Consider the following 21,286-nt stretch of genomic DNA (forward strand, 5'->3'; position numbering starts at 1 on the left):
CCAGATTCAGTCAAACCTCATCCACCGGCACCCATACATTCAGACTGGTGCCCTCCCCCGGCTCACTCTCAAGCACCAAGCGCCCGCCCATGATCAGCACCCGCTCACGCATGCCGACCAGACCAAACGACGTCATCCTGCCCGTAGCGGCGACAAAGCCTACGCCATCATCGCTGACCGTCAGACACAATTCGTCGCCTTCCAGCGCCAGCGTCAGCTCCACAGTATGCGCCTGAGCATGACGCATCACGTTGGTCAACGCTTCCTGCAGGATGCGGAACAAGCCAATCGCCTTGGCATCGCTCAGCGCCGGCAGATTATCCGGCACCTGCACCAGACACGGAATTTGCGTGCGCGCTTCGAATCGGCGGGCCTGCCATTCAATCGCCGAAGCGATCCCGGCATCCAGAATCGGCGGCCGTAGCGCCGTCGCCACATCGCGCACCAACTGGAACAATTGGGCGATCAGGCGTTTCATGCTGTTCAATCGCTCATTCAGCCCTGGGTCCAGTTGCGCGTAAGCCAGTTCGCACATCGATGTTTCGAGTTTGAGCACCGTCAGCATCTGCCCCAATTCATCGTGAACCTCACGAGCAATTCGCGCCTTCTCTTCTTCGCGGACACTTTCAAGGTGCGCCGACAGTTCACGCAGTTGCTCACGCGATGCCGCCAGTTCCAGTTCGATGCGTTTGCTCTCGGTGATGTCCCAGACGATGCCGTCCCAGACATAGGCGCCATCCTCCAACTGACGGGTGATCGCCTTGATCTCGGCCCAACGCTGCTCGCCCTGGCGCGTGAGGATTCGCCCCTGCCACGACCAATCGCTGTCGGTATCCAGCGCGTGATCCTGCGTGCGGTGATAACCGGCCTTGTCGTCCGGGTGCACCAGACTGCGCAGGCCCATGTCGCGATGAGCAATAGCCGCCGGCGCATAGCCAACCAGACTTTCGCTGCCCTCGCTGATATAGGCAAAGTCGATCTGCCCGGTCACTGGCGCCCGCTCCAGACGGAACACCAGCCCCGGTACATTGGCGGCGATACCCTGCAGCCTTGCCTCACTTTCCTGCAACGCCGCCAACGCGCGACGGCGATCCGTGACATCGGTGAGGTAAACCACCAGATATTCACTCTCGCGAAAACGCAGAAAGCTCAGCGATACGTCAGCCGGCAGGATGCTGCCATCGGCGCGCACGCAACTGGTTTCGAAGCTCAGCGGGCCTTCTTCACTGGTCCGCGCGCGCTTCCACAGGCTGAGCCAGCGATCCATATACAGACCCGGTTCGAAGTCGATCAGCGGTCGTTCGATGAGTGCGCCAGACGGATAGCCGAGCATGTTTTCCGCCGCGCGGTTGGCATAGCGAACATGACTGTCCCAGTTGACCCAAAGGATGCCGACGGTACTTTGATCGATGGAAAACTGCGTCAGGCGCAACGCCTCTTCGCTGGCTGTGCGCAGGGCGATGTCTTCCCGTGCGGCGAGCAGACGTTGCTCAAGGCTCTGTTGTTGGCGCCGCTGCCAGAACACAATCGCCGCGCAACTGAGCAGCATCACCGCGAACAACAGACTGAGGTTCTGCCAGAACCCCGGCGACTCCGTCAGTCGCGGGTATTTGGGTTGCAGCCATTGATTGTGCAGGCGCTCCAGATCCTTGGCCGGGATTGCGTTCAAGGCACTCTGGACAATGCCCGCCAGCTCCGGCCAATCGCGACGTGAGGCGACTCGCAACAATTGCGGCAGGCCCACATCACCGACCACCACCAGTTCAGCGAACTCGGGCTCGGCCGACAACCGACCGAGTTGCGCTTCATCAACCACCGCGTAAGACGCCTGCTGACTCAGCAGCAATTGCAACGCCTGACGCTCCAGCGGCACGCCTTGCAGATTCAGATGGGGATAGTTGCTGCGCAGATAGTCGGCGGTGGCACTCGGCATGCGGATGGCGACGCGAGTCTGGCTGTCGATTTTTTCCAGATCCACTGCTGCGCTGGACTTTTGATCGCTGACCACCAGTTGCGGGACACGCATGTATGGATCGGAAAACTTCCACAGACGCAGGGCACTCGGCGTCTGGGTCAGGCCCGGGGCGATGTCGATCTCGCCCTCGCGCAAAGCGGTTTCCAATTGCGCCAGATCCTGAAAGTTGCGCCAGCTCAATTCGATATTGAGTGCCCGGGCCAACCACTTCATCAACTCGACGTTGGCCCCGGACAGGCGCTGCAGGCGTCGGTCGTATTGCGCAAAGGGCGCCTGCAACACCAGACCGACACGCAGTTCATGGTGTTGCGCCAACCATTGCTGCTGGCCCTCTGACAATTGCGCAACGTGTGCCGGTGGCGCAGGCGCCGCCCAGCCCATCAAGGGAAACCACAAACAGCCGATAACCCACAGGCAGCAAAATCGCTTCATTGAAGCCTCATACACTGACAAATTCTGACCAACCCATTAGGCTGCCGGGATACTTTCTGGCCTGGAATAACCGATGCCCTCTGTCTACCGCCTGGCAATGCCAGCATTGTGCCTGTCGCTGATCCTGCCTTGTGCGTTTTCCGTCGAAGCGGCCGATCCGGCGCCTGCCACCAATTCGGCCCAACCCGCAGAAGAAAAACCCGTCGAACGTCAGCCACTGCTTGAGCGTAGTCAGGAAGAGGCGGCGGCACTGGAACGTATAGTCCCGACGCAAGAACAGCAACAGTTGCAGGCTGGCAGCGATACCTTCCTTGCCCTGTGGAAACCGGCCAATACCGCCGAACCCAAAGGCGCGGTGATTATCATCCCCGGCGCGGGCGAAACGGCTGACTGGCCTCAGGCAATCGGCCCGTTACGGCAAAAATTGCCGGACGTCGAATGGAGCAGCCTGAGCATCACCCTGCCCGACCTGCAAAGCGATGTCATCGCACCGCGCGTGATCGAAGCCGCAGCGGCACCCAAAGCCGCCGAAAGTGGCAGCAAGGATGCCACCACTGCGCAACCGATCGAACAAGCGGCTGGCGGTGAAGCGGAGGTGGCAGACCAGGTGGTGGCCGAAACGACGGAAGAACAAGCCAAAGCGGATGCCGAACGCATCTTCGCGCGCATTGACGCGGCAATTGCCTACGCCGAACAGCAGAGCGCACGCCGTATCGTGGTGCTCGGTCACGGCACGGGTGCCTACTGGGCAGCGCGTTATTTGAGCGAGAAGCAAACGGCGCAAGTCGAGAAGTTTGTCATGGTCGACGCGCAGGTTCCGACCAAGGCCAAACCGCCACTGGCGGAACTCACGCCAATGCTGAAGTTGCCGACCGCTGATATTTTCTACATGGACAAACCGCTGGACCGCCATGCGGCGCTGGAGCGGATGCAGGCGAGCAAACGCTTGAAAACGTCGGTGTTCAGCCAAGTCGCACTCAAGGCATTGCCGGACAACAAGGCTGAGCAGGAACAGTTGTTCCGCCGGGTGCGTGGTTGGTTGAATCCGCAGAACCCGGACTGATCCAGCGCCGAGTTGCCCCATTCGCGAGCAAGCCCGCTCCCACACTTGATTGCATTCCAACTGAAGAAACGCGATCGAATGTGGGAGCGAGCCTGCGCGCGAAGACGCCGGTGCTGACAACACCCATCTAGCGCCTAACGAAATTCCCGCCGTTCCCGAATCAACGTGTAGGCGTTGTGCAAATCGCGGGTTTTCTCGGTCGCTTCACGCACCTGTGCCGGTGTCGCACCGCTGCCGGCAATCTTGTCCGGATGATGACGACTGAGCAAACGTCGATAAGCCCGTTTGATCTGCGCCGGCTCGCTGGACACCGAAACACCCAGCAGACGCATCGCTTCCTGATAACTCACCGCTGCACTGACGATCGGCCGCTTGCCGGGCTCGTAATCACTGGCCAGCGCCTGCACCTGATGCGTCGTCCAGCCCAGCCATTTACCCCACTGCGCCAGCAACTCCCGCTCACTGACGCCAGCTCGACCGTCGGCCCAGACCATCCGCCAACACGCACGCAACACGCCTTCGGCCGCGTGCGGCTGCGCACTCAAACGCCGCAAATAGCAACGCAGACGATCACCACCGGACTTGCCGCGATTGAACGCCGCAATCGCCCGACGCATTGCCGGGTCGCTCATTTCCAGCGCTCGCATCTCGTTGCGCGCCTGCTGGATATGCCCGTCAGTGACCCGGCCATCACTCTTGGCCAGACGCCCGAGCAACACAAACAACAATTCGTCGTTGCGCAACACCGACCGACCACCGAGCTTTTCCCGCAGATGCCCCCAGCTCTGCAAGTGCAGGCGCCGATCCAGCGCCTGCCCCAACAACGCCCCAAGCATGGCCCCCGGAATGCTGGCGATAGCAAAACCCGCTCCGGCTCCAATCAGAGTCCCTGGCCACAACATATCAGCGACTCGCTTCTATCAAGGCTTGAGCTTCGGCCAGACGCTCGTGCGTGCCGACATCAACCCAATGGCCCTTGAGTCGCTCGCCAGTGACCTGGCCTTCAGACATGGCTTCGCGCAACAACGGCGCCAGTTTGAAGGCGCCGTGCGCACAACCATCGAACAATTGAGGATGGAGCACGGCGATGCCGCTGTAAGTCAGCGTCGCGGCGTCCGCCTGGCCATCAATCACTTGTCCGTCAACCAGTGAGAAATCACCGGCCGGGTGATGCGCCGGATTGTCCGCCAGCACCAGATGCGCCAAACCGGTGATCGGTTGGTGCAGCACGCTGAAGTCGTAATCGGTCCAGATGTCACCGTTGACCACCAGAAACGCGTCGTCACCAAGCAACGGCAGCGCCCGGAAAATACCGCCGCCGGTTTCCAGCGGCTCGCCTTCCGGCGAGTACTGAATGCTCACACCAAACTGCGAGCCATCGCCCAGGTAATCCTCGATCTGCTGACCGAGCCAGGCGTGATTGATCACGATCTCGTTGAATCCGGCTGCCGCGAGGGCGCGCAGGTGATATTCGATCAACGGGACGCCGCCGGCACGCACCAGCGGTTTGGGCGTGGTCAGGGTCAGCGGGCGCATGCGCTCACCTTTGCCTGCCGCCAGAATCATTGCCTTCATGCCGTCGCTCCACCACGCAGGCTGGTGAACAGCGCTTGCAGTTCCGCCAGCTCAGGACGACGAGCGATCACCGCCTCTATATAAGAGAAGAAGCGCGGTACATCGGCCAGATAACGCGGTTTGCCGTCGCGATGGCAGATGCGCGCGAAGATGCCGATGACTTTCAGGTGACGCTGCACACCCATCAGGTCGCTGGCGCGCAGGAAGTCATCAAGATCTGGCTGCACCGGGATGTTCAGCGCCGAGGCTTGCTGCCAGTAACGTTCCAGCCATCCGCGTACGCGCTCTTCAGGCCAACTGAGGAAGGCGTCCTTGAACAGACAGGTCACGTCGTAGGTCACGGGGCCATACACCGCGTCCTGGAAATCCAGCACACCGGGATTTGGCTCGCTGAGCATCAGATTGCGCGGCATGTAGTCGCGGTGCACCAGCACTTTTGGCTGGGCCAGGGCGCTATTGATCAACAGATCGCTGACCCGTTGCCACTGTTGTTGCTGAGTCGCATCGAACTCGACACCGAGTTCACGCTTCACGTACCACTCAGGGAACAGTTCCAGCTCGCGGCGCAGTAAAGCAACGTCATAACTGGGCAACGGCGCAACCATCGGCAACTGCTGAAAAGCCAGTAATGCTTGCAGGGCATCGTTGAACAATGCGTCGGCATTTTCAGTGTCGATCACGTCCAGATAGGTCTTGTTGCCCAGGTCATTGAGCAAAAGAAATCCGCGTTCGAGGTCTTCTGCATAAATTTTCGGCACATTTATTCCGGATTTCGCCAGCAAAAAGGCGATATCCACGAACGGTTTGCAGTTTTCCTGGGGCGGTGGCGCGTCCATGACGACGAAGCTGCGACCCGCGCCCTCCCAACGGAAGTAACGGCGAAAACTCGCGTCACTACTGGCCGCGGTCAACGTGGCCGGGGGCACGGCGCCCCAACCCTGATCTGTAAAAAGGTTTGCCAACTGCTCATCGAGCCAAAGTTTCAGGTGTTGCAAGCGTACATCTTGGTCAGGCATTGCAAGGGTCTCCGACGGCGCTAGCCGTCAAGCGGGTCATGCTTTATTATCCAGCATCTTTTTCAGACCATCGAGAGGCGTGCGGCCCACACCGCGGGCAGATGGCACGCAGGAAGCCCGGACTAATAAGATGGCATTGAAATCCCCCGCGTTTCGTAAAAAATTTCCGTTGTTGGTAACCGGCAGTCTGCTGGCTATGCAACCTCTGGCCAGTCAATTCGTTGTCGCCGCCGAGCAGTATGACTGCTCTGTATCGGCTACGGGTGCCTGGGACTGTTCGCCCAAGACGCCGGCCGCTGCATTGCCGCCGCGTCCGGTGCATGACGGCAGTGCTGTCAGCTCCACCGGCGAAGCCCCGGCACAGAACGGTTCGACCACCGACACTGGCGCCAAGCCCGTGCTGGTCACCGAAGCCAAGGGCCGCGGTTTGAAATCCCGTAGCGAAGACTTCAGTCACCTCGACTGGGTTCCGCGCGAGAAGCTCACCGCCGCCCAATTGGCCGAGACCGGTCCATATTGCTCTGGTGCTTATATCGAGCCGATTCGTCCTGGCATGAATGACAAGACGAATAAAAGCGATGCTCCGACCTTTATCGGCGCAAAAGCCTCTCGCTATAACACCGATGATCAAGTCGGTACGCTGGCCGGTGATGTGGTCCTGCGTCAGGGCAGCATGCAGGTCGAGTCCGACGAGGCCAGCCTGTATCAGGCCGAGAGCCGCGCCGAACTCAGTGGCGACGTGCGTATCCGTGACAACGGCGCGCTGATCGTCGGCGACCACGCCGATGTGCAGCTCGACACTGGCGAAGCCAAGGTCGACAACGCCGAATACGTGATGCACAAATCGCGCATTCGCGGTAACGCGCTGTACGCCAAGCGTGCCGAAAACGCGATCATCCGCTTGAAGGACGGCACGTACACCACGTGCGAACCGAACAGCAACGCCTGGCAGCTCAAGGGCAACAACATCACCCTGAACCCGGCCACCGGCTTCGGTACCGCGACCAACGTGACGTTGCGCGTAAAAGACATTCCGATCCTGTACACGCCGTACATCTACTTCCCGATCGATGACCGTCGCCAGTCGGGCTTCCTGCCGCCGACCATCGGCACCGGCAGCGACACTGGCTTCATGCTGGTAACGCCGTACTACTTCAACCTGGCGCCTAACTACGACGCCACGCTGTATCCGCGCTACATGAGCAAGCGTGGCATGTTGGTGGAAGGTGAGTTCCGTTATCTGACCAAGTCCAGCGAAGGCCAGTTCGGCGCTGCGTACCTGAACGATGACGACACCGAACGCAGCAAGCAGACCGATTACGAAAAAACCCGATACATGTACAACTGGCAGCACAAGGGCGGTCTCGACTCCCGCGTGCTCACTGAAGTTGACTACACCAAGATCAGCGATCCGTATTACTTCCAGGATCTGCAAACCGATCAGATTGGTGTGAAATCCGGCGACTACGTGAATCAGCAGGGCGCGGTTACCTATCGTGGTGACAGCTATACCGCGCGGTTGAACGCTCAGGCGTATCAGTTGGCAACCGTTTCGAACATCACGCCGTATGATCGTTTGCCGCAGATCACCTTCAAAGGTCAGCTGCCGTATCACCCGCAAGGTTTGAATTTCGATTACGAGACCGAGCTTGTTCGGTTTGATCGTGATCTGAAAAGCGGGACGTTCACTCAGGAAGACGGCGTTACGACAGAGCCTCGACTGGACAACAACATTCAAGGTCTGGCCCGTGCAAACGGCGACCGTCTGAATCTGAAGCCCGGTGTAAGTCTGCCAATGAACTGGACCTATGGCTTCTTAAAGCCATCGCTCAAGTATCAGTACACCCAGTATCAATTGGATCTGGACGGTACTGGTAAATCCCAGATTGCTGCAATGTCGCCGGAAAATCAGAACCTCTACGGTAAATTCGGTAGCAACCAGAACCGCGGCGTGCCAATCACCAGCATCGACAGCGGCCTGTACTTCGACCGCAACACGTCGTTCTTTGGCAAGAACTACCGCCAGACCCTGGAACCGCGCCTGTTCTACCTCTACGTTCCTGAGGAAGATCAGAAGGACATTCCGGTGTTCGACACCAGCGAATACACCTTCAACTACGCGTCGCTGTTCCGTGACAACCGTTTCTCCGGCTCCGACCGTGTCGGCGACGAGAACAAGCTGTCGCTGGGCGTAACCAGCCGCTGGATCGAAGACAATGGTTTCGAGCGTCAACGCATCAGCGTCGGCCAGGCCCTGTACTTCAAGGATCGCGAAGTCCAATTGCCAGGTATCGATGCCAAAACCCGTGATGACGCGAAATCCAACGTTTCGCCATATGCACTGGAATACGAATACCGCTGGAACCGTGATTGGCGCACCACGGCCGATTACAACTGGGATCCGGACAGCCGCAGCCCACGTTCCGGCAGTGCGATGTTCCACTACCAGCCTGAAGACAACCCGAACAAGGTCATCAACGCCGGCTATCGCTATCGCAATGACCAGGTTCGCTACGACCAGAACACCGGTAAATGGTCGGTGGGTGGTGGTGACTACGGCACTCCAGGCCAGCCTGGCTACGTGAAGGACTACTACAAAATCAAGCAGCACGACTTCTCGGTGATCTGGCCGATCGTGCCGCAGTGGAACGCCATCAGCCGCTGGCAGTATGACTACAACCGTAACCGTACCTTGGAAGCCTTCGGTGGTTTCGAGTACGACAACTGCTGCTGGAAACTGCGCCTGATCAACCGTTACTGGGTTTCCTATGACGAGTTCAGTCAGGAAGCACCGCAAAACGAAAAAGGCGACCATGGCGTCTTCCTCCAAATTGTTCTGAAGGGACTCGGTGGCCTCACTGGCGCCAAGGTAGAGAGCTTCCTCGACAAAGGCATTCAAGGTTATCGTGAACGTGAAGACCAAGCTTTCTGATTGTCTGCGCCCGCTTGTGTTGGGCGCGCTGTTCCTGGGTACTGCGGCGAATGCTGCAGTACAGCCCATCGATAAAGTGGTAGCGATCGTCGACAGCGACGTGGTCATGCAGAGCCAACTGGATCAGCGTGTCCACGAAGTTCAGCAGACCATCGCCAAGCGTGGGGGCGGTTTGCCGCCCCCAGGCGTACTGGATCAACAGGTGCTTGAGCGCCTGATCGTTGAGAACCTGCAATTGCAGATCGGCGAACGTTCCGGCATCCGCATTACCGATGAAGAACTGAACCAGGCTGTTGGCACCATTGCCCAGCGCAACAACATGACGGTGGATCAATTCCGTGCCGCTCTGGCTCACGACGGCCTGTCTTACGACGACGCTCGTGACCAGATCCGTCGCGAAATGATCATCAGCCGTGTACGTCAGCGCCGTGTAGCAGAACGCATTCAGGTGTCGGAACAGGAAGTGAAGAACTTCCTCGCTTCCGACCTGGGCAAGATGCAATTGTCCGAAGAACTGCACCTGGCCAACATCCTGATTCCGACCCCGGAAAGCGCCAACTCTGAAGCGATTCAGAATGCCGCGCGTCAGGCCATGGAGATTTACCAGCAGCTCAAGCAAGGCGCCGACTTCGGTCAATTGGCCGTCGCCAAATCCGCCAGCGACAACGCCCTGGAAGGCGGCGACATGGGCTGGCGTAAAGCCGCGCAATTGCCACCTCCGTTTGATCGCGAGTTGAGCAGCATGGCCGTGGGCGACGTGACTCAGCCTGCACGCACGCCAGGTGGTTTCATCATCCTGAAGTTGCTGGCCAAGCGTGGTGGCGAGACTCAAACCCGTGATGAAGTGCATGTGCGCCACATCCTGGTCAAGCCAAGCCCGATCCGCGACGAAGCCAAGACCAAGGCCTTGGTTCAATCGCTGTACGAGCGGATTCTGGCCGGTGAAGATTTCGCCACCCTGGCGAAAAGCTACTCCGAAGACCCGGGTTCGGCCCTCAACGGCGGCGACCTGAACTGGATCGACCCGAACGTACTGGTTCCGGAATTCCGCGAAGTAATGGCCAAGACCCCTCAAGGTCAGCTGTCCAAGCCATTCAAGACCCAATACGGCTGGCACGTTCTGGAAGTCCTTGGCCGTCGCGCCACTGACAGCACTGAACAAGCCCGCGAGCAGCAAGCCATGACGGTATTGCGTAATCGCAAATACGACGAAGAGCTGCAAACCTGGCTGCGTCAGATCCGTGACGAAGCGTACGTAGAGATCAAACTTCCTGGTGCAGACCAGGCAGCGCAGTGAAACCCAAGCGTTTCGCGCTGACACCCGGCGAACCAGCCGGCATCGGTCCCGACCTGTGCCTGCTGCTCGCCTCGCAAGCCCAGCCACACCCCCTGATTGCCATCACCAGCCGTGACCTGCTCCTTGAGCGGGCCGCGCAACTGGGGCTGGCCGTCAATCTGCTGGATGTTGCGCCCGGTCAATGGCCGGATGCGCCCGCACCTGAAAATAGCCTTTACGTCTGGGATACGCCGCTCAGCGCCCCCGTGGTGACCGGGCAACTGGACAAGGCCAACGCAGCCTTCGTCCTCGAAACCCTGACCCGCGCCGGCAAGGGCTGCCTGAACGGTGATTTCGCCGGGATGATCACCGCGCCAGTGCACAAAGGCGTGATCAACGAATCGGGCATCGCGTTTTCCGGGCACACCGAATTCCTCGCTGACCTGACCCATACCGCACAAGTCGTGATGATGCTCGCCACTCGCGGTTTGCGTGTGGCACTGGTCACGACGCACCTGCCCCTGCGCGAGGTTGCCGACGCGATCACGCCGCAACGGCTGGAGCGGGTCACGCGGATTTTGCATGCCGACCTGCAAGACAAATTCGGCATCGCCCAACCACGCATCCTGGTATGCGGGCTCAACCCGCATGCCGGTGAAGGCGGACACCTGGGCCATGAAGAAATCGACATCATCGAACCCACATTAGAGCGCCTGCGCGGCGAGGGCATGGACCTTCGTGGCCCGCTGCCTGCCGACACTCTGTTTACCCCCAAATATCTGGAGCACTGCGACGCAGTGCTGGCGATGTACCACGACCAGGGCTTGCCCGTGCTGAAGTACAAAGGCTTCGGCGCCGCCGTCAACGTGACCCTCGGCCTGCCGATCATCCGCACTTCGGTCGACCACGGCACCGCCCTGGATCTGGCCGGCAGCGGCAAGATCGATACCGGCAGCCTGCAAGTCGCCCTGGAAACCGCCTACCAGATGGCCGAGACCCGTTTATGACCGAGCAATACCAACACAAGGCGCGCAAACGCTTTGGCCAGAACTTCCTGCACGATGCCGGCGTTATCGACCGCATCCTGCGCTCCATCAGCGCCAAGTCCGAAGACCGCCTGCTGGAAATCGGCCCGGGCCAGGGCGCGCTGACCGCCGGTCTGCTCAACTCCGGCGCACAACTTGACGTCGTGGAGCTGGACAAGGACCTGATCCCGATCCTCAACCAGCAGTTCGCCGGCAAGAGCAACTTCAACCTGCATCAAGGCGATGCGCTGAAGTTCGACTTCAATACGCTCAACGCCGCGCCGAACAGCCTGCGCGTAGTCGGCAACCTGCCTTACAACATCTCTACGCCACTGATTTTCCACCTGCTGAGCAACGCCGGCATCATTCGCGACATGCACTTCATGCTGCAAAAGGAAGTTGTCGAGCGCCTGGCAGCGGGTCCTGGTGGCGGTGATTGGGGTCGCCTGTCGATCATGGTTCAGTACCACTGCCGCGTGGAACACCTGTTCAACGTCGGCCCGGGAGCGTTCAACCCACCGCCGAAAGTCGACTCGGCTATCGTCCGTCTGGTCCCGCACGCGGTACTGCCGCACCCGGCCAAGGATCATCGCCTGCTGGAGCGCGTTGTGCGCGAAGCCTTCAACCAGCGCCGCAAGACCCTGCGCAACACGCTCAAGCAATTGATGACGTCTGCCGAGATCGAAGCCGCCGGTGTCGATGGCAGCCTGCGCCCCGAGCAACTGGATCTGGCCGCCTTCGTGCGCCTGGCCGACAAGCTCAGCGAGCAAGTCCCAGAGACGCCCGCCGCCGACTGACAAGTGATGAACGCTATCGGGCAGGACGCCACTCTGGTTTACTGCCCGATACTTGCCTAGACTGATTCCCCATCAGCTACGCCCCGCGTTCCGCTTCGTTTAAGGCCTTTTGCATGTCCGATTCCCGTTACCAGGTCGATGTCAGCGTGGTTACCCACTATCTGGCAGACCAATCGCAACCCGAGCACGACCGCTTTGCCTTCGCCTACACCATCACCGTACAGAACAACGGCGACAAGCCTGCGCGACTGATGTCGCGACACTGGGTCATCACCGACGGAGACGGACACGTCGAAGAAGTGCGCGGAGCAGGTGTCGTGGGTCAGCAACCGCTGATCGATGCAGGCGAAAGCCACACTTACAGCAGCGGCACGGTAATGACCACCAAGGTTGGCACCATGCAAGGCACCTACGAAATGGTCGCCGACGACGGCAAGCATTTCGACGCGATCATCAAACCCTTTCGTCTCGCCGTTCCCGGAGCGCTGCACTGATGGCGACGTATGCCGTCGGCGACCTGCAGGGCTGCCTCGAACCGCTCAAGTGCCTGCTCAAGCAGGTCGCGTTCGATCCGGCGATCGATCGGCTGTGGCTGGCAGGTGACCTGGTCAACCGCGGCCCACAGTCGCTGCAAACCCTGCGATTTCTATATGGCATGCGCGAGTCACTGGTCTGTGTGCTCGGCAATCATGACCTGCACCTGCTGGCCGCCGCGAAAAACATCGAACGCCTGAAGAAATCCGACACCCTGCGCGAGATTCTCGACGCACCCGACGCCGCCGACTTGCTTGAGTGGCTGCGCCAGCAAAAGCTCATGCACTACGACGAACAACGTGACGTCGCCATGGTGCACGCCGGCATACCGCCGCAGTGGTCGCTGCGCAAAGCCTTGAAGCTGGCCGCCGAAGCCGAAGCGGCGCTGCGTGACGATAATCTGCTGCCGCTTTATCTCGACGGCATGTACGGCAACGAGCCGGCAAAATGGGACAGCAACCTGCAAGGCGTGCCTCGCCTGCGCGTGATCACCAACTATTTCACCCGCATGCGTTTCTGCACCGCCGAAGGCAAACTTGACCTCAAGAGCAAGGAAGGCCTCGATACCGCACCGCCGGGCTATAAACCGTGGTTCCTGCACAAGGAGCGCAAGACCCGCGGCTTGCGGATCATCTTCGGTCACTGGGCCGCCCTCGAAGGCCAGGTCAGCGAACCGGGCATCGCAGCGCTCGACACCGGTTGCGTGTGGGGTGGCAGCCTGACCCTGATGAACGTCGACAGCGGTGAACGCCTGTCATGCAAATGCGACGAACACGGCGGCGTCCTGCCGTCAGTCGCACCACTTACCCCCGACACCTCGCCAGTCAGCACACCACGCTAGACTGCGTATTCAGCCGAGCTACAGGAACCCGCCATGAGCGAATTCAAACGAATCCCCCCAGAACAGGCCCAGGCCCTGCGCGAGAAAGGCGCCGTCGTGATCGATGTCCGCGACCCGCAAACCTACGCCGCGCTGCACATTGCCGGCTCCCAACATGTGGACAACCATTCCATCGCTGATTTCATCCGCAGCGCCGACCTCGACGCACCGCTGGTGGTGGTCTGTTATCACGGCAATTCCAGCCAGAGCGCAGCAGCGTACCTGATCAGCCAGGGCTTCTCCGACGTCTACAGCATGGACGGCGGATTCGAGCTATGGCGTACGACTTATCCTGCAGAAACCGCTCAAAGCACCGCGCAGTAATTTTTTTGTCAGGCGCGAGCCCCGGCTGCCGCGGGCCCGCGCGGGGCAGACGAACGGTCTGCCACACATAATTACGTATCTCGCCTTTACCTCCCGAATTCCCAACTATCCTTAAGCCCAGGCCATCCAAAACAGGGGAGAGCCGGTACACCGGCGCACGGGTCATCGGGAGTGACTTTCAAGGTTGTCGACCGCGAAAGTGTTCTGGGGGGTAAACAAGCAGCCACGACGGCCGCTTGCCAGCATCGACTGAGTGATCCGGCGTCGGCTCCACGTATCGAGCGAGGTGACGTCATGAGTATCTTTAGCCACTTCCAACAACGCTTCGAGTCCACACGCCAGGAAGAACTCTCGCTGCAGGAGTACCTGGAGCTGTGCAAAACGGATCGCAGCACCTATGTTTCCGCCGCCGAGCGCCTGTTAATGGCTATTGGCGAACCGGAACTGCTCGACACCTCGACCAATTCGAGGCTGTCACGCATCTTCTCCAACAAGGTGATCCGTCGCTATCCGGCCTTTGAAGACTTCCACGGGATGGAAGAATGCATCGACCAGATCGTCTCGTATTTCCGCCATGCCGCCCAAGGCCTGGAAGAGAAGAAACAGATCCTCTATCTGCTCGGCCCAGTCGGTGGCGGTAAATCGTCCCTGGCCGAGAAGCTGAAACAGCTGATGGAAAAAGTGCCCTTCTATGCAATCAAGGGCTCGCCGGTATTCGAGTCTCCGCTGGGTCTGTTCAACGCCACCGAAGATGGCGCGATCCTCGAAGAGGACTTCGGCATCCCTCGGCGCTACCTGAACACCATCATGTCGCCATGGGCAACCAAACGCTTGGCCGAATTCGGCGGCGACATCAGCCAGTTCCGCGTGGTCAAGCTGTACCCGTCGATCCTCAACCAGATCGCCGTGGCCAAAACCGAACCGGGTGACGAGAACAACCAGGATATTTCGGCGCTGGTCGGCAAGGTCGACATCCGTAAACTCGAGGAATACCCACAGAACGACGCGGACGCCTACAGCTATTCCGGTGCGCTGTGCCGGGCCAACCAGGGCCTGATGGAATTCGTCGAAATGTTCAAGGCACCAATCAAGGTGCTCCACCCGTTGCTGACCGCCACACAGGAAGGCAACTACAACAGTACCGAAGGTCTGGGCGCGATTCCGTTCACCGGGATTCTGCTCGCCCACTCCAACGAGTCGGAATGGCATACCTTCCGCAACAACAAGAACAACGAGGCGTTCATCGACCGGATCTACATCGTCAAGGTGCCGTACTGCCTGCGAGTCAGCGATGAAGTAAAAATCTACGACAAGCTGCTGTTCAACAGCTCGCTGGCCAAGGCCCACTGCGCGCCCGACACCCTGAAGATGCTGGCGCAGTTCACCGTGCTGTCACGCCTCAAGGAGCCGGAAAACTCCAACATCTATTCGAAGATGCGCGTTTACGACGGCGAAAACCTCAAGGACACCGACCCAAAAGCCAAATCGATTCAGGAGTACCGCGACTCGGCCGGCGTCGATGAGGGGATGAACGGCCTGTCGACCCGCTTCGCGTTCAAGATCCTGTCGAAAGTCTTCAACTTCGATCCGCATGAAATCGCCGCCAACCCGGTGCACCTGCTCTATGTACTGGAACAGCAGATCGAACAGGAGCAGTTCCAGGCCGAGACGCGCGAGCGCTATCTGCGCTACCTGAAGGAATACCTGGCACCGCGCTACATCGAATTCATCGGCAAGGAGATTCAGACCGCGTACCTGGAATCCTACAGCGAGTATGGCCAGAACATTTTCGACCGCTACGTGCTGTACGCAGACTTCTGGATTCAGGATCAGGAATACCGCGATCCGGAGACCGGCGAGATTCTCAACCGCGTGGCCCTGAACGAAGAACTGGAGAAAATCGAAAAACCGGCCGGCATCAGCAATCCGAAGGATTTCCGCAACGAGATCGTCAACTTCGTACTGCGCGCACGGGCCAACAACAACGGCAAGAACCCGACCTGGCTTAGCTACGAAAAACTGCGGGTGGTCATCGAGAAGAAAATGTTCTCGAACACCGAAGACCTGCTGCCGGTCATCAGCTTCAACGCCAAGGCCAGCAAGGAGGATCAACAAAAGCACAACGACTTCGTTACACGAATGGTCGAACGTGGCTACACCGACAAACAGGTACGGCTACTTTCCGAATGGTACCTACGGGTCCGGAAGTCGCAGTGAAGCAGTTGCAAGCTTCTAGCTGCAAGCTGCAAGAGAAAAGCGGGTGAGCCCCGATATCGGGAACTGACGGCGCATCGCTTGCAGCTTGAGGCTTACGACTTCAAGCTCCCCGGAGGGGCCTATGAGCTATGTAATCGACCGACGTCTCAATGGCAAGAACAAGAGCACGGTGAACCGTCAGCGCTTTCTGCGACGTTACCGTGACCACATCAAGAAGGCTGTCGAAGAGGCGGTCAGCCGGCGCTCCATTACCGATATGGAGCACGGCGAGCAGATCAGCATTCCCGGTCGCGACATCGATGAACCGGTACTTCACCATGGTCGCGGCGGCAAGCAGACGGTTGTTCATCCCGGCAACAAGGAATTCACCGCCGGCGAACACATCGCTCGCCCACCGGGAGGCGGCGGCGGACGTGGACCGGGCAAGGCCGGCAACTCTGGCGAGGGCATGGACGAGTTCGTCTTCCAGATCACTCAGGAAGAATTCCTCGAATTCATGTTCGAAGACCTCGAACTGCCCAACCTGGTCAAACGTAATCTGACCGGTACTGACACGTTCAAGACCGTTCGCGCGGGGATCAGTAACGAAGGTAATCCCTCACGCATCAACATCATCCGCACCCTGCGCTCAGCTCATGCGCGGCGCATCGCCCTGTCCGGCAGCAGCCGCGCAAAACTGCGTGAAGCCAAAGAAGAACTGGCGCGCCTCAAGCGCGAAGAGCCAGACAACTTCGGCGATATTCAGGAAATCGAGACAGAAATCGAGAAACTCAGCGCGCGCATCCATCGCGTGCCGTTTCTCGACACCTTTGACCTTAAATACAACTTGCTGGTCAAGCAGCCGAATCCGAGCTCCAAAGCGGTGATGTTCTGCCTGATGGACGTTTCCGGCTCCATGACCCAGGCGACCAAGGATATCGCCAAGCGCTTTTTCATCCTGCTGTATCTGTTTTTGAAACGAAACTACGACAAGATCGATGTAGTGTTCATCCGCCACCACACCAGCGCCCGTGAAGTCGACGAAGAGGAGTTTTTCTACTCCCGGGAAACCGGCGGCACCATCGTCTCCAGCGCCTTGAAAATGATGCAGGAGATCATGGCCGAGCGCTATCCGAGCAACGAGTGGAACATCTACGCGGCTCAGGCTTCCGACGGCGATAACTGGAACGACGACTCGCCGATCTGCCGCGACATCCTGATCAACCAGATCATGCCGTTTGTGCAGTACTACACTTATGTGGAAATCACCCCGCGCGAACATCAGGCCTTGTGGTACGAATACGAACGTATCGCCGAAGCCTTCTCTGACACATTTGCCCAACAGCAACTGGTCTCGGCCGGGGATATCTATCCGGTCTTCCGTGAACTCTTCCAGCGCAGGTTAGTGACATGACCGCCAAAGAGCAGAAGCGCCAACCCATTTCCACTGGCTCCGAATGGACATTCGAGCTGATCCAGACCTACGACCGCGAAATCGCCCGTATCGCGGCCGGCTATGCGCTGGATACCTACCCCAACCAGATCGAAGTGATCACCGCCGAGCAAATGATGGATGCGTACGCCTCGGTCGGCATGCCGCTGGGTTACCACCACTGGTCCTACGGCAAACACTTTCTCAGCACCGAAAAATCATACAGCCGCGGGCAGATGGGGCTGGCCTACGAGATCGTCATCAATTCCGATCCGTGCATCGCCTATCTGATGGAGGAAAACACCATTTGCATGCAGGCGCTGGTGGTGGCCCACGCCTGCTATGGCCACAACAGCTTCTTCAAGGGCAACTACCTGTTCCGCACCTGGACCGACGCCAGTTCAATCATCGATTATCTGGTGTTTGCCAAGCAGTACATCATGCAATGTGAGGAACGCCACGGCATTGATGCGGTGGAGGACCTGCTCGACTCCTGCCACGCCCTGATGAACTATGGCGTCGACCGCTACAAGCGCCCTTATCCGATTTCCGCCGAAGAAGAACGCCGGCGGCAGAAGGATCGCGAAGAACATCTGCAGAAGCAGATCAACGATCTGTGGCGCACCATTCCAAAAGGCGCGGACAAGTACAGCGACAAGGATAACGCCCGCTTCCCGGCCGAGCCGCAGGAAAACATCCTCTACTTCATCGAGAAACACGCGCCGTTGCTGGAGCCGTGGCAGCGAGAGATCGTGCGGATCGTGCGCAAGATCGCCCAGTATTTCTATCCGCAACGCCAGACTCAGGTAATGAACGAGGGCTGGGCGACGTTCTGGCACTACACATTGATGAACGACCTGTACGACGAGGGTCTAGTCACCGATGGCTTCATGATGGAATTTCTCACATCGCATACCAGCGTGGTATTCCAGCCAGGCTTCGACAGCCCCTACTACAACGGCATCAACCCCTACGCACTCGGCTTTGCCATGTACCGTGACATTCGCCGCATGTGCGAAGAACCCACGGAAGAAGACCGCCACTGGTTCCCTGAGATCGCCGGGACTGATTGGTTGTCGTCCATCAAGTTCGCCATGAGCAGCTTCAAGGACGAAAGCTTCATCCTTCAGTACCTGTCACCGAAGGTGATCCGCGATCTCAAGCTGTTCAGCATCCTCGATGACGATCAAAAGGACGATCTATTGGTGCCGGCGATTCATGACGAAACCGGTTACCGGATCATTCGAGAAACCCTGGCTGCGCAGTACAACCTCGGCAATCGTGAACCGAACGTGCAGATATACAGCATCGATCGTCGCGGCGACCGCTCGCTGACCCTGCGCCACCAGCAACACGATCGCAAACCGCTGGGCGACTCCACTGACGAGGTGCTCAAGCACTTGCATCGCTTGTGGGGCTTCGACATTCATCTGGAAACCCTGCAAGGCGACCAGATCATGAAAACCCATCACGTACCGCCACGCAGTGAACACAGCGAAGGGGATTACGGTCGACTCGACCTGGCCGTCATTCATCTTTGATCCGCTAGCGGCCTCCGAAAGTCCGACGCAAGGGTTATCCTGTCGGGCTAACGGAGGTTTTTTATGCAGATTTTCAAGGTTGGCGGTGCAGTACGTGATCGCTTGCTGGGCAAACCGGTCACCGATGTCGATTGGGTGGTCGTTGGCGCCACTACGGAAGAAATGCTCGCCAAGGGTTATCGCCCGGTTGGCGCAGACTTTCCGGTGTTTCTTCACCCAAAAAGCGGCGAGGAATACGCCCTCGCCCGCACTGAGCGCAAAAGCGGTCGTGGCTACGGCGGTTTTACTTTTCACGCCAGCCCCGAAGTCACACTTGAAGAAGACCTGATCCGCCGTGACCTGACCATCAACGCCATGGCCGAGGACGATCAGCAAAATCTGACCGATCCTTACCATGGCCAGCGCGATCTGGAGGCTCGAGTTCTGCGCCACGTTTCTCCGGCGTTCGCCGAAGATCCACTCCGTGTACTGCGCGTTGCACGCTTCGCTGCCCGATACGCCGAACTGGGTTTCAGCGTTGCGCCCGAGACCCTGGAGCTGATGAGTCAGCTCAGCGATTCCGGCGAACTGGAGGCGCTGACGGCTGAACGCAGCTGGAAAGAAATCTCCCGGGCACTGATGGAAAATCAGCCACAGGTGTTCATTGAGGTGCTGCGCGAATGCGGCGCTTTGAAGGTGCTGATGCCGGAAGTCAACGCGCTGTTTGGCGTACCGCAACCGGAAATTCATCACCCGGAAATCGATAGCGGCATTCACACGTTGAGCGTGCTGGAGCAATCAGCGCTGCACAAGCAACCACTGACCGTGCGCTGGGCCTGCCTGCTGCACGACCTCGGCAAAGGCCTGACCCCTGAAGAAGAATGGCCGCGGCACATTGCCCACGAGCACAAAGGGCTGAAGTTGATCAAAGCCGTCAACGCGCGGTTCAAGGCGCCGAAAGATTGCCAGGAACTGGCCCTGCTGGTTGGCCAGTATCACACCCATGGCCACCGCGCTCTGGAGTTGAAAGCATCGACATTGCTGGAGTTACTGCAGAGTTTTGACGTGTATCGCCGACCGCAGCGTTTTGAGGAGTTCATTGCCGCCTGCGAGATGGATGCGCGAGGCCGTAAAGGGCTGGAGCAGCGCAGTTATCCACAGGCCGATTACCTGCGTGGCGCCGCAACGGTGGCGCGAGGTGTGGCGGTGCAACCGTTGCTCGAGAAGGGACTCAAGGGCCCGGAACTGGGCGAGGCGCTCAAGCGCGAGCGGCTCAAGGCTTTGAAGGCTTACAAGCAAGCTTCGGCCTGCTGAAAAGCTTCGCGAGCAAGCCAGCGCTCACAGGGAACATGCGCTCCAATGCGGGCGCTGACTTGCTCGCGAAGGTGTCAGTCAGGTCAACACAGAACTGAAGGGGTCAATTGCTCACCCCGCCACTCAAACCTCACCGGCGCCAACACCTGATCAATCTGTGCCTCAGCCCACAACGTCGCGAAGCTTTTTCCCACACCCGGATGCACGCGATCCGGGGCAATCAACGACAACGGCCACAACACGAAGGCATTTTTCAAGATTTCGGCTCGGGGCAGCACCAGCCCGTCGAAATTGCCCGCCAGATCGCCGTACAGCAGTACGTCGATATCCAGCGGCAAACCCCTGCGATCCGGGGCATAACGGCCGTTATCGGCCTCAATGAATTTCAACCGGCGATCCAGCTCCATCAACGGCAAATCGGTAAACGCCGAGACCACGAAATTGAAGAACGGCCCGCTCTTGATTCCCACCGGCTGGCTCTCGAACACCGCCGAACAGCGGATATCCACCAGAAACGTGGCCAGCGCATCAAGACCGGCGCGCAAATGGGTTTCGCGCTCGATATTGCTACCGAGCCCGAGATAGACCTGAGTCAGCGACATCCGCGCTCGATCTCCACGCCCACTCCGCCTTTGGCGGCCGGTACAGCGCCAGGCTTGGTCAGCTTCAGACGCACCCAAGTGATCTTGAATTCAGTCATCAGCACTTCGACCAGACGCTCGGCAAAGGTCTCGACCAATTGGAACTGCGCCTGCTCGGCAAACGCCTGAATGCGCGTGGAAACGCTGGCGTAGTCGAGCGCCAGGGTCAGGTCGTCACCGGCGGCGGCCGGGCGATTGTCCCAGGCGAAGCTCAGATCAAGACGCAGGCACTGTCGGATGCCGCGCTCCCAGTCGTAGGCACCGATGACGGTGTCAACTTCCAGGCCCTCGATAAATACTCTGTCCAAGCACTTTTCTCCGCTGCACGACAAGGGCGCAATGCGCCGTTAGAAT

Annotated in this window: 18 protein-coding genes; 12 read left to right on the forward strand and 6 right to left on the reverse strand. The window is 59.1% G+C overall.

The annotated features are described in order from the left end of the window. Positions 1 to 10 precede the first annotated feature (10 nt). Positions 11 to 2,407 carry a PAS domain S-box protein gene (locus K5E40_RS12930; RefSeq protein ID WP_221731092.1) on the reverse strand — a complete coding sequence of 799 codons (2,397 nt, stop codon included), beginning with the start codon at positions 2,405 to 2,407 and terminating at the stop codon, positions 11 to 13. Positions 2,408 to 2,480: 73 nt separating this feature from the next. On the opposite strand from K5E40_RS12930, the gene K5E40_RS12935 reads away from it, so the two are divergent. Beyond that, on the forward strand, positions 2,481 to 3,470 hold the full coding sequence (locus K5E40_RS12935; protein WP_221731093.1) for an alpha/beta hydrolase family protein: 990 nt from the start codon (positions 2,481 to 2,483) through the stop codon (positions 3,468 to 3,470). A 134-nt stretch (positions 3,471 to 3,604) separates the two neighbouring features. Here K5E40_RS12935 and K5E40_RS12940 read toward each other — a convergent pair whose 3' ends face one another. The 3 genes from K5E40_RS12940 to K5E40_RS12950 are packed head-to-tail and all read right to left on the reverse strand — an operon-like array spanning position 3,605 to position 6,061. After that, a complete protein-coding gene (locus K5E40_RS12940) occupies positions 3,605 to 4,372 on the reverse strand; it encodes a TerB family tellurite resistance protein (RefSeq protein ID WP_221731094.1) in 768 nt (255 codons plus the stop codon). Between the two features lies 1 nt (position 4,373). Next, positions 4,374 to 5,045: an N-acetylmuramate alpha-1-phosphate uridylyltransferase MurU gene (gene murU, locus K5E40_RS12945; protein ID WP_221731095.1), complete on the reverse strand. Its 672-nt coding sequence runs from the start codon at positions 5,043 to 5,045 to the stop codon at positions 4,374 to 4,376. After that, a complete protein-coding gene (locus K5E40_RS12950) occupies positions 5,042 to 6,061 on the reverse strand; it encodes an aminoglycoside phosphotransferase family protein (RefSeq protein WP_221731096.1) in 1,020 nt (339 codons plus the stop codon). Before K5E40_RS12950 ends, murU begins: the two co-directional genes overlap by 4 nt. Before the next feature lie 130 nt (positions 6,062 to 6,191). Between K5E40_RS12950 and K5E40_RS12955 the strand changes: the two genes are divergently transcribed. From K5E40_RS12955 to K5E40_RS13005, 11 genes are all read left to right on the forward strand, one after another. Then, entirely contained in the window at positions 6,192 to 8,993 is a 2,802-nt protein-coding gene (locus K5E40_RS12955) for an LPS-assembly protein LptD (protein WP_221731097.1), read from the forward strand. Further along, entirely contained in the window at positions 8,974 to 10,290 is a 1,317-nt protein-coding gene (surA, locus tag K5E40_RS12960; protein WP_401138670.1) for a peptidylprolyl isomerase SurA, read from the forward strand. Before K5E40_RS12955 ends, surA begins: the two co-directional genes overlap by 20 nt. Next, positions 10,287 to 11,276: a 4-hydroxythreonine-4-phosphate dehydrogenase PdxA gene (pdxA, locus tag K5E40_RS12965; RefSeq protein ID WP_221731099.1), complete on the forward strand. Its 990-nt coding sequence runs from the start codon at positions 10,287 to 10,289 to the stop codon at positions 11,274 to 11,276. The genes surA and pdxA overlap by 4 nt, the downstream gene beginning before the upstream one ends. Then, entirely contained in the window at positions 11,273 to 12,091 is an 819-nt protein-coding gene (gene rsmA, locus K5E40_RS12970; protein WP_221731100.1) for a 16S rRNA (adenine(1518)-N(6)/adenine(1519)-N(6))-dimethyltransferase RsmA, read from the forward strand. Before pdxA ends, rsmA begins: the two co-directional genes overlap by 4 nt. A 113-nt stretch (positions 12,092 to 12,204) precedes the next feature. Then, a complete protein-coding gene (apaG, locus tag K5E40_RS12975; protein ID WP_221731101.1) occupies positions 12,205 to 12,585 on the forward strand; it encodes a Co2+/Mg2+ efflux protein ApaG in 381 nt (126 codons plus the stop codon). Beyond that, on the forward strand, positions 12,585 to 13,466 hold the full coding sequence (locus tag K5E40_RS12980) for a symmetrical bis(5'-nucleosyl)-tetraphosphatase (protein WP_221731102.1): 882 nt from the start codon (positions 12,585 to 12,587) through the stop codon (positions 13,464 to 13,466). The genes apaG and K5E40_RS12980 overlap by 1 nt, the downstream gene beginning before the upstream one ends. A gap of 33 nt (positions 13,467 to 13,499) precedes the next feature. Continuing rightward, on the forward strand, positions 13,500 to 13,829 hold the full coding sequence (gene glpE / locus K5E40_RS12985; protein ID WP_221731103.1) for a thiosulfate sulfurtransferase GlpE: 330 nt from the start codon (positions 13,500 to 13,502) through the stop codon (positions 13,827 to 13,829). 294 nt (positions 13,830 to 14,123) lie between these two features. Next, a complete protein-coding gene (locus tag K5E40_RS12990) occupies positions 14,124 to 16,046 on the forward strand; it encodes a PrkA family serine protein kinase (RefSeq protein WP_221731104.1) in 1,923 nt (640 codons plus the stop codon). A 121-nt stretch (positions 16,047 to 16,167) separates the two neighbouring features. After that, the gene (locus K5E40_RS12995) at positions 16,168 to 17,439 is read left to right on the forward strand and encodes a YeaH/YhbH family protein (RefSeq protein ID WP_221731105.1); all 1,272 of its coding nucleotides are present in this window, start codon (positions 16,168 to 16,170) and stop codon (positions 17,437 to 17,439) included. Continuing rightward, complete coding sequence (locus K5E40_RS13000) at positions 17,436 to 18,998, forward strand: SpoVR family protein (RefSeq protein ID WP_221731106.1); 1,563 nt, start codon at positions 17,436 to 17,438, stop codon at positions 18,996 to 18,998. Before K5E40_RS12995 ends, K5E40_RS13000 begins: the two co-directional genes overlap by 4 nt. Before the next feature lie 63 nt (positions 18,999 to 19,061). Beyond that, positions 19,062 to 20,291: a multifunctional CCA addition/repair protein gene (locus tag K5E40_RS13005; RefSeq protein ID WP_221731107.1), complete on the forward strand. Its 1,230-nt coding sequence runs from the start codon at positions 19,062 to 19,064 to the stop codon at positions 20,289 to 20,291. Between the two features lie 83 nt (positions 20,292 to 20,374). Here K5E40_RS13005 and folK read toward each other — a convergent pair whose 3' ends face one another. Beyond that, the gene (folK, locus tag K5E40_RS13010; RefSeq protein WP_221731108.1) at positions 20,375 to 20,893 is read right to left on the reverse strand and encodes a 2-amino-4-hydroxy-6-hydroxymethyldihydropteridine diphosphokinase; all 519 of its coding nucleotides are present in this window, start codon (positions 20,891 to 20,893) and stop codon (positions 20,375 to 20,377) included. Continuing rightward, positions 20,884 to 21,240: a dihydroneopterin aldolase gene (folB, locus tag K5E40_RS13015; protein WP_056786656.1), complete on the reverse strand. Its 357-nt coding sequence runs from the start codon at positions 21,238 to 21,240 to the stop codon at positions 20,884 to 20,886. The genes folK and folB overlap by 10 nt, the downstream gene beginning before the upstream one ends. Between the last annotated feature and the right edge of the window lie 46 nt (positions 21,241 to 21,286).

It is taken from the genome of Pseudomonas baetica, assembly GCF_019733355.1.
GTDB lineage: Bacteria > Pseudomonadota > Gammaproteobacteria > Pseudomonadales > Pseudomonadaceae > Aquipseudomonas > Aquipseudomonas baetica_A.

Coding starts and splice junctions, on each gene's coding strand:
- apaG (WP_221731101.1), top strand. CDS start 12,205: ATGTCCGATTCCCGTTACCAGGTCGATGTCAGCGTGGTTACCCACTAT.
- K5E40_RS12980 (WP_221731102.1), top strand. CDS start 12,585: ATGGCGACGTATGCCGTCGGCGACCTGCAGGGCTGCCTCGAACCGCTC.
- K5E40_RS12955 (WP_221731097.1), top strand. CDS start 6,192: ATGGCATTGAAATCCCCCGCGTTTCGTAAAAAATTTCCGTTGTTGGTA.
- glpE (WP_221731103.1), top strand. CDS start 13,500: ATGAGCGAATTCAAACGAATCCCCCCAGAACAGGCCCAGGCCCTGCGC.
- K5E40_RS12995 (WP_221731105.1), top strand. CDS start 16,168: ATGAGCTATGTAATCGACCGACGTCTCAATGGCAAGAACAAGAGCACG.
- K5E40_RS12950 (WP_221731096.1), bottom strand. CDS start 6,061: ATGCCTGACCAAGATGTACGCTTGCAACACCTGAAACTTTGGCTCGAT.
- folK (WP_221731108.1), bottom strand. CDS start 20,893: ATGTCGCTGACTCAGGTCTATCTCGGGCTCGGTAGCAATATCGAGCGC.
- K5E40_RS13005 (WP_221731107.1), top strand. CDS start 19,062: ATGCAGATTTTCAAGGTTGGCGGTGCAGTACGTGATCGCTTGCTGGGC.
- K5E40_RS12930 (WP_221731092.1), bottom strand. CDS start 2,407: ATGAAGCGATTTTGCTGCCTGTGGGTTATCGGCTGTTTGTGGTTTCCC.
- murU (WP_221731095.1), bottom strand. CDS start 5,045: ATGAAGGCAATGATTCTGGCGGCAGGCAAAGGTGAGCGCATGCGCCCG.
- K5E40_RS12935 (WP_221731093.1), top strand. CDS start 2,481: ATGCCCTCTGTCTACCGCCTGGCAATGCCAGCATTGTGCCTGTCGCTG.
- K5E40_RS13000 (WP_221731106.1), top strand. CDS start 17,436: ATGACCGCCAAAGAGCAGAAGCGCCAACCCATTTCCACTGGCTCCGAA.
- rsmA (WP_221731100.1), top strand. CDS start 11,273: ATGACCGAGCAATACCAACACAAGGCGCGCAAACGCTTTGGCCAGAAC.
- K5E40_RS12990 (WP_221731104.1), top strand. CDS start 14,124: ATGAGTATCTTTAGCCACTTCCAACAACGCTTCGAGTCCACACGCCAG.
- K5E40_RS12940 (WP_221731094.1), bottom strand. CDS start 4,372: ATGTTGTGGCCAGGGACTCTGATTGGAGCCGGAGCGGGTTTTGCTATC.